Here is a 7,520-nt window from a genome sequence, read left to right on the forward strand (position 1 = left end):
CGGGAAACCTGCATCCATGAGCACCGTCGCCGAACGCCTTCCCGCCGACCGCCGCTTCGAGTTCAGCAGCGAGGCCTGTCCGCCGGACACCTTCGCGGTCGTCCGCTTGAGCGGCGTCGAGGCGATCTCGAAGCCCTATCGCTTCGAACTGGTGCTGGTCTCCGACGACGCGGCGATCGACTTCGAGCACGTGGTCGGCGCCGGTGCCCAGCTGCGCATCCTGGCGCCCGACGATGCGACGCGCGCGACGCCCTATGCGGGCATGCTGGCCGAGTTCGACCAGCTCCACCAGGCCGGCGGCTTCACCTTCTACCGCGCGGTGCTGGTGCCGCGGATGTGGCAGCTGTCGCTGTACCGCAATTCCGAGGTCTACCTCAACGAGCAGACGATTCCGGAGATCGTCGAAGGCCTCCTGAACGGCGCCAGGTTCAGCGCCAGCCATGACTACACGCTGAAGCTCACGGGCCAGTACCGGCTGCACAGCTACGTGTGCCAGTACCAGGAAACGCCGCTGGCCTTCATCTCGCGCTGGCTGGAACGCGAAGGCATCTACTACTACTTCGAACAGGCCGATGGCGTCGACCGGCTGGTGCTGCTCGACGACAAGTCGGCCCAGCCGGCGCAGGCGGTGGCGGTCAACTACCGGCCGGCCGACGAGCTCGATGTCGGCCTCGCGCCCGATTCGGTCCAGGGCTTGGTCTGCCGCTCGCGCATGCTGCCCCGCACGCTGGTGCTGCAGGGCTACAACCACCGGCGCGCCAGCGTCTCGCTGGAGGTGAAGGCCGAGGTCTCGCCCAGCGGTCTCGGCGAGGAGATGCTCTACGGCGAGAACTTCCGCAGCGATGAAGAGGGGCAGCGCTACGCCGACATCCGGGCGCAGGAGCTGCGCTGTGGCGCGCGTGTGTTCAGCGGCGAGGCCACTGCGGTGGGCCTGCGCAGCGGCCACTTCATGGACCTGTCGCACCATTACCGCGAAGACTTCAATGGCCGCTACCTGGTCACCGAGATCACGCACGAAGGCTCGCAGGCCGGTGCGCTGCTGGAGGGCCTGAAGACGCCCTTCAACGAGCGCGAAGGGCAGACCATCTACCGCAACAGCTTCGTCGCACTGCCCGCGGCCACGCAGTTCCGGCCCGCGCGCACCACACCCAAGCCGCGCGTGGCCGGCACCATCAACGCCACCATCGACGCCGAGGGCAGCGGCGAATACGCCGAGCTCGACGCCTACGGCCAGTACAAGGTGCAGATCCCCTTCGACCGCACCGAGAAGGGTGCCGCCAAGGGCTCGGCCCCGGTGCGCATGGCCTCGCCCTATGCGGGCAGCGACCACGGCATGCACTTTCCGCTGCACAAGGGTGCGGAGGTTCTGCTGTCCTTCACCGATGGCGATCCCGATCAGCCGGTGATCCTGGGGGCGGTGCCGAACTCCGACAACCCGAGCGTGGTCGACGCCAGGAATCCGCGCCTGAGCATGATCCACACGAAGGGCGGCAACGAGATCGGCTTCGACGACACCAAGGGCAAGGAGGCCATGTGGCTGCGTTCGCCTTACCAGGAATCGGCGCTGATCATCGGAGCTCCCAGGCCGGCAGCGCCGCAGGCGTCGGCGTCGGTGGGGTCGGCCGCAGCGTCACCGGCACCGCCTGCCGCACCCGGGAACATCTTCCAGGCCACCAAGGGCGGCAGCGACAAGGTGACCTTTGGCACCGACAACACGATGAGCTTCGGGTCCAAGAACACGCTGTCCCTGGGCACCGAGGCGAGCCTGGCGGCCTCGTTTGCCAACAAGGTGACGATGGGGACCTCCCTGTCCATCAACTTCGCCACCGACGTCAAGTGGAACATGAACGCCGTGCCGTTCACGGACGTCGTCAAGAGCGTCACGATCGACGATACGGATTCGGTGACATTGAAGAAGTCGTTCACCAGCAATGCATGGGACACCGTCACGCTCACTGCCGGCGCGCGCACGGCCGCCATCGACAATCTGGCGCTCACCACCGAGCTGAACGTCTTGCGCGTAGCCGTTCTCGCCTACACCGGACTCAACCTTGCGCAGTCCACAGTCTTCGGCATGGCGGTCAACGGCTCGGCCGGGGGCGTGCTGACGCCCGACGATGCCGAACGACTCAACGCGGAGGAAAAGAAGCGTGCCGATCCGCCGGGCGCCTCTCAGGCAGGCGGCTTCATGGGGTGGCCGGGTATCGTGACCAAGTTCGGCACCGATGCCGTCATGAACGGCGTGGCCCTGCTGCTCATCCAGCAGCGTGCACAGGCGCTCGCGGCAAAGATCAAGGCACTCAAGAGCTTGAGCCGCATGACCTTGAGCGACCAAGGCATCGTTCAGACCTTCGGTGAAGACGACCAGGAAGCAAAGTTCGAACTGAACAACTTTGGCATCCAGGCGACCAGCGCACGGTTTCAGATCCAGAGCCGGTACTTGGTGGATGTCGAGGCCGAAAGCTGGATTGGCCTGCGCTCGCCGTTCATTGCGCTGGGGCAGCCGGGTGCCGGCGCCGGACCTGCACTCGTCAAGATCGACGAGAAGAAAAAGACCGTGCGTTTGGAGACTTCGCAATCCTCGCTGGAGCTCAATGATGACACCACCACGCTGGTCGCGGACAAGATCAGTGTCGGTCATGGATTGACTGTCCCGAACCCGCTTGCGGGCACATTGCTGCTCAACGAGATCGCGGCAAGAAAAACCGTGATTGCTGCGAAGCAAGCTGCCGACAAGCTCTTTATCAAATACGAAAATGCGCGAACTGAGGCTGGAAAAGATCTGGCAAGAGAGGCCTGGTACGTCGCAGAAGATTTGCATGTTGAAACCAGAAAAAAGTGGGAGGCGATCAAGGCCGAGCAGGCCGTGCGCGACGCACCCACTACGTTTCTCAACGGCTTGACGGTCGACGCCACCACCACCGCGCTCACGCACACCGGCACGTCGGTGAAGGTCATGCCAACGGGCGTGGCAATCGAATACGGCGCCAACAACCTCACGGTGGACGCCTCGGGGCTCAAGGGCAACGGGCTGCTCATCAAGCTCGGCTGAAGCGCATGACATCGACGATCTCCCAACGCCTGCCCGCCGACCGCCGCTTCGAGTTCAGCAGCGAGGCCTGCCCGCCGGACACCTTTGCGGTGGTGCGGATGAACGGCTTCGAGGCCATCTCGAAGCCCTATCGCTTCGAACTGGTGCTGGTGTCCGACGATGCGAAGATCGACCTGGCGCGGGTGCTGGCGGCCAACGCCGCCCTGCGCATCCTGGCGCCCGACGATGCGACGCGCGCAACGCCCTATGCGGGCATGCTGGCCGAGTTCGACCAGCTTCACCAGGCCGGCGGCTTCACCTTCTACCGCGCGGTGCTGGTGCCGCGGCTGTGGCAACTGTCGCTCTACCGCACGTCGGAGGTCTACCTCCATGAGCAGACGATCCCCGAAATCGTCGAAGGCATCCTCAAGGGGGCCAGGCTCAACCCGGCGCACGATTACGCGCTCAAGCTCAAGGAACGTTATCGCCCGCGCAGCTACGTCTGCCAGTACCAGGAAACGCCGCTGGCCTTCATCTCGCGCTGGCTGGAGCGCGAGGGCATCTACTACTTCTTCGAGCAGGTCGACGGCCGCGACCGGCTGGTGCTGCTTGACGACAAGGTGGCCCAGCCGGCGCAGACGGCGGCGGTCAACTACCGGCCGGCCGACGAACTCGATGTCGGCCTGGCGCCCGATTCGGTCCAGGGCTTCGTCTGCCGCACGCGCCCGTTGCCCCGCACGCTGGTGCTGCAGGACTACAACCACCGGCGCGCGGGCCTGCCGCTGGTGGTGGAGACCGAGGTCTCGCCCAGCGGCCTGGGCGAGGAGATGCTCTACGGCGAGAACTTCCGCACCGAGGAGGAAGGCCGGCGCTACGCGACGATCCGGGCGCAGGAGCTGCGCTGCGGCGGATGCGTGTTCAGCGGCGAGGCCACCGCGGTCGGCCTGCGCAGCGGCCATTTCATGGACTTGTCGCGCCACTACCGCGATGACTTCAACGGCCGCTACCTGGTCACCGAGATCACGCACGAAGGCTCGCAGGCCGGCGCGCTGCTGGCCGGGCTGAAGACGCCCTTCAACGAGCGCGAAGGTCAGACCTTCTATCGCAATACCTTCATGGCCTTGCCCGCGGCCACGCAGTTCCGGCCCGCGCGCAGCACGCCCAAGCCCCGCGTGGCGGGCACCATGAGCGCCACGGTGGACGCCGAGGGCTCGAGCGAGTACGCCGAACTCGACCAATACGGCCAGTACAAGGTGCAGATTCCGTTCGACCGCACCGAGAAGGGCGCCGCCAAGGGATCGGCGCCGGTGCGCATGGCCTCACCCTACGCGGGCAGCGAGCATGGCATGCACTTCCCGCTGCACAAGGGCACGGAGGTGTTGCTGTCCTTCGCCGACGGGGATCCGGACCAGCCGGTGATCCTTGGGGCGGTGCCGAATTCGGTCAACCCGAACGTCGTGGACCAGCGCAATCCGCACGACAACCTCATCAGCACCAAGGGCGGCAACCAGATGCTGATGAGCGACACCAAGGGCAAGGAGGTGATCTGGCTGCACTCGCCGTTCCACAAGAGCAGCATCGGTGTCGGCTCGGTCCATCCGGAAGGTGGCGGCAGCATCTACGAGGCCACCACCGGGGGCAAGGATTCGGTGTCCTTCGGCAACAGCAATTCGATGAGTTTCGGGCCGGCGAATTCGCTGTCGCTGGGTACCAAGGCATCGATCGGTGCGGCCTTCTCCAACGATGTCTCGTTCGGCAGCAAGATCGGGATCGACGTCTCTTCCAGCCTCAGCTGGAAGGCCAACCTTGGGCGGCTGCCGTCCGTCGGCAGCATCTTCGACGGCTCGCACGGCCTCATGAACGTGTCGATCGACGATTCGAAAAGCGTGAAGCTGTCGCGCTCCTTCGGCGGCTCTTCGACCGGGACTGCGACCATCGCCGCCGGGGCACTGAGTGGGGAGGCGTCGACCCTCGATCTCGAGACATCGCTGATGGCGCTGCGAGGCATGATCGCCGGGTACTCGACGCTGAACTTCGCTCAGTCCGCCGTCTTCGGCATGGCGGTGAACGGGAGCGCCGACGGGGCCCTGCTGGGCGGGACACAGAAGGACCAGAAGGCGGAGCAGGAGCGCAAGGACGCGGCGTGGACCGAAAAGGAGGCGACGGACAAGGCCGCCGAGAAAACGAATCTCAAGACGCCGGCCGATGTCGAGGCCAAGGGCCCGGAAGCGGTCAAGGCATGGAAGGCCGACGAAGAGAAGAAGATCGACGAGAAATACAAGCGCCGCGCCGCCGAACAGGCCGCGCCGTCGAACCCGCAACGCCAGACCCTGCAAGGATGGCCCGGCATCATCGGCAAGTTCGGTCTGGACGCCGTGTCCAACGTGGCCGCGATGGCCTTGATCCAGTGGTACGGGCGGACCATTGCGGCGAAGATCGAAGAACTGAAGCTGGTCAGCAAGATGGAATTGGGGGAGGCGGGCATCACGCAGTCGGTCAACGGCGACGATGCGCCGTGGCAACTGCGGCCGTCATTGGCGCCGACGATGGACGTTCGCTGCGAGTTCGGGATGTCCCCGATCACCGGCGTGACTCTCAAGGCCGCAGGGAAAACTGACTGGGATGCCAATCCGCCTACCGACGGAACCATCGGTTTGGAGTCCAGGCTCATCAGCTTGACCGCCGACACCCTCGATCTCAGTGCGCCGACGGGAAGTCTTGGCCGGGCCGCCAACGGGAACTTCGTGGGCTTCTCTTATTCGGAATCCGGCGACAAGGCAACTCTGGGTTCCACAGGCGCCTTCGTCTCGGCCTCCGGGACGGCCTTGGATCTGTGCGCTCCCAAGGTCGAGATCGGCAAGAAGGAGAAGGCCGACCTGCTTGCCGCTGCCATCGTCGCGGAGCAAGCCGCGCACACGACGAAACTCGCGGCGGACCCTGTACTCAGGGCGGCCCGGCTGGCGCTGCGCACCGCCAAGGCGCTCCCCGGGGCCGGGGCATTTGGCCCCGCCGATCCGCTGGTGGTGGCCGTCGATCAGGCCCAAACGACGGTCAATACGGCGAACAGACTGTGGAAGCGCAGCACGTCCGACAGGGTCAAGGCAGCGGCCGCCTTCCAGGCGTTCCCATTGATGCAGGGCCTGACCATCGACGCCCAGGCGGCTTCGTTGACGTTCGGCGCGGCCGGTTGGAAGGCATCGAACGCCGGTCTCGAAATGAAATTCGGCCCAGCGAGCGCGAGCTTCAACGCCGTGGGCGTCAGTATGGACGGCAACATCATCAAGCTGGGTTGAGAGCCATGGCATCCACTCACCTCGCAATCGATCCGTCATGAAGATCATCAAGCCCGACACCATGGCCGTGGTCCATCGCGTCCTGCGCTGGCAGCAACAGGACCGCCTCAGCCTGGGCCTGGTAGCGTTGTTTCCGTTGGCGTCGGCACGCCTCGATGCGCTGCTGCCCGAGACCGAGCTCTGGCAGCGTCTGCCGCAGGCGCCCGGCGCGCCGGCGGTGCTCGACGAGGGCTATCCCAAGCCGCGGGCCGAGTTCCTGCTATATGGCGAGGCCTGCGCGCCCGGTGGCGCTGCGGTCACCGAACTGGCGGTTCGCGCGCATGTGGGCAGCCTCGACAAGCCCTTGATCGTGCGCGGCGACCGGCACTGGAGCGCACTCGGTACCGCCTCGTCGCCCGCGCCCTTCGTGCGCATGCCGATCGTGCCGGCCACTGCGTCCGGCGGTCCGGGCGACGCGGCCAACCCGCTCGGCAAAGGCGCGCCTGCCCTGCCCAACGTGGAGGATCCGCGCCATCCGATCGCCTTCAAGGACGACCGGCCGGCGCCGGCCGGTTACTGGGGCGTGGACAGCAGCGCGGCGCAGCGCCAACGCCATCTGGGCAAGGTCGGGGCGCAGTGGCTGCAGAAGACCTGGCCGCACCTGCCCGAAGACACGGCCGGCGATTTCTTCCAGAGCGCGCCGCCGGACCAGCGCCTGGCGGGCTGGTTCGCGGGCGACGAGGCCATCGAGCTTACCCATCTGCACCCCGAACATCCGCGCCTCGACAGCGCGCTGCCCGCGCTGCGCGGGCGTTGCTTCGCGCTGCGCGGCAAAGGTCCGGACGCCGTGTTCAAGGAGATCGAGACGTACGCCGAGACCCTGTGGCTGATGCCGGGCCTGGGCCTCGGCGCGTTGCTCTATCGCGGCACGCTCGCGGTGGACGACGAAGAGGCCCGTGACGTCGCGGGCGTGGTCGCGGGCTGGGAGCCGCTGCGCGAGGCCCGCTGGCCCGAATCCCATTACCGCGACCAGTTGCCGGCCGAGGCGCCGGTGGGCGCTGCCGCAGCGGCCGCCAAGGCGGCGCAGCCGGCGGCAGCCCGGGCTGCTGCTGCTGGGGCCGCGGTGGCCGCAGTGGCGGCGGTGGCGGCGGGCGCGGCCAGCCCGCTGGCGGCTGCAGCGCCTGCGGCACTGGCGGCGGCGGCGGGCGGCGTCGCAT

At 66.7% G+C, this 7,520-nt stretch carries 3 protein-coding genes; all 3 read left to right on the forward strand.

Annotated features, from left to right (window positions below; genetic code table 11):
- Nucleotides 1-16 precede the first annotated feature (16 nt).
- On the forward strand, nt 17-3,052 hold the full coding sequence (locus AC1DYK_RS20840) for a type VI secretion system Vgr family protein (RefSeq protein ID WP_478168038.1): 3,036 nt from the start codon (nt 17-19) through the stop codon (nt 3,050-3,052).
- Between the two features lie 5 nt (nt 3,053-3,057).
- Nucleotides 3,058-6,324 (forward strand): type VI secretion system Vgr family protein, encoded by a 3,267-nt coding sequence (locus AC1DYK_RS20845; protein ID WP_478168039.1) that lies wholly within the window; start codon nt 3,058-3,060, stop codon nt 6,322-6,324.
- A gap of 37 nt (nt 6,325-6,361) precedes the next feature.
- Nucleotides 6,362-7,520: DUF2169 family type VI secretion system accessory protein (locus AC1DYK_RS20850; protein WP_478168040.1), on the forward strand; the 1,159-nt coding region annotated here is incomplete at its 3' end.

Source organism: Variovorax sp. P2_H12 (genome assembly GCF_056403395.1).

Coding starts and splice junctions, on each gene's coding strand:
- AC1DYK_RS20840 (WP_478168038.1), top strand. CDS start 17: ATGAGCACCGTCGCCGAACGCCTTCCCGCCGACCGCCGCTTCGAGTTC.
- AC1DYK_RS20845 (WP_478168039.1), top strand. CDS start 3,058: ATGACATCGACGATCTCCCAACGCCTGCCCGCCGACCGCCGCTTCGAG.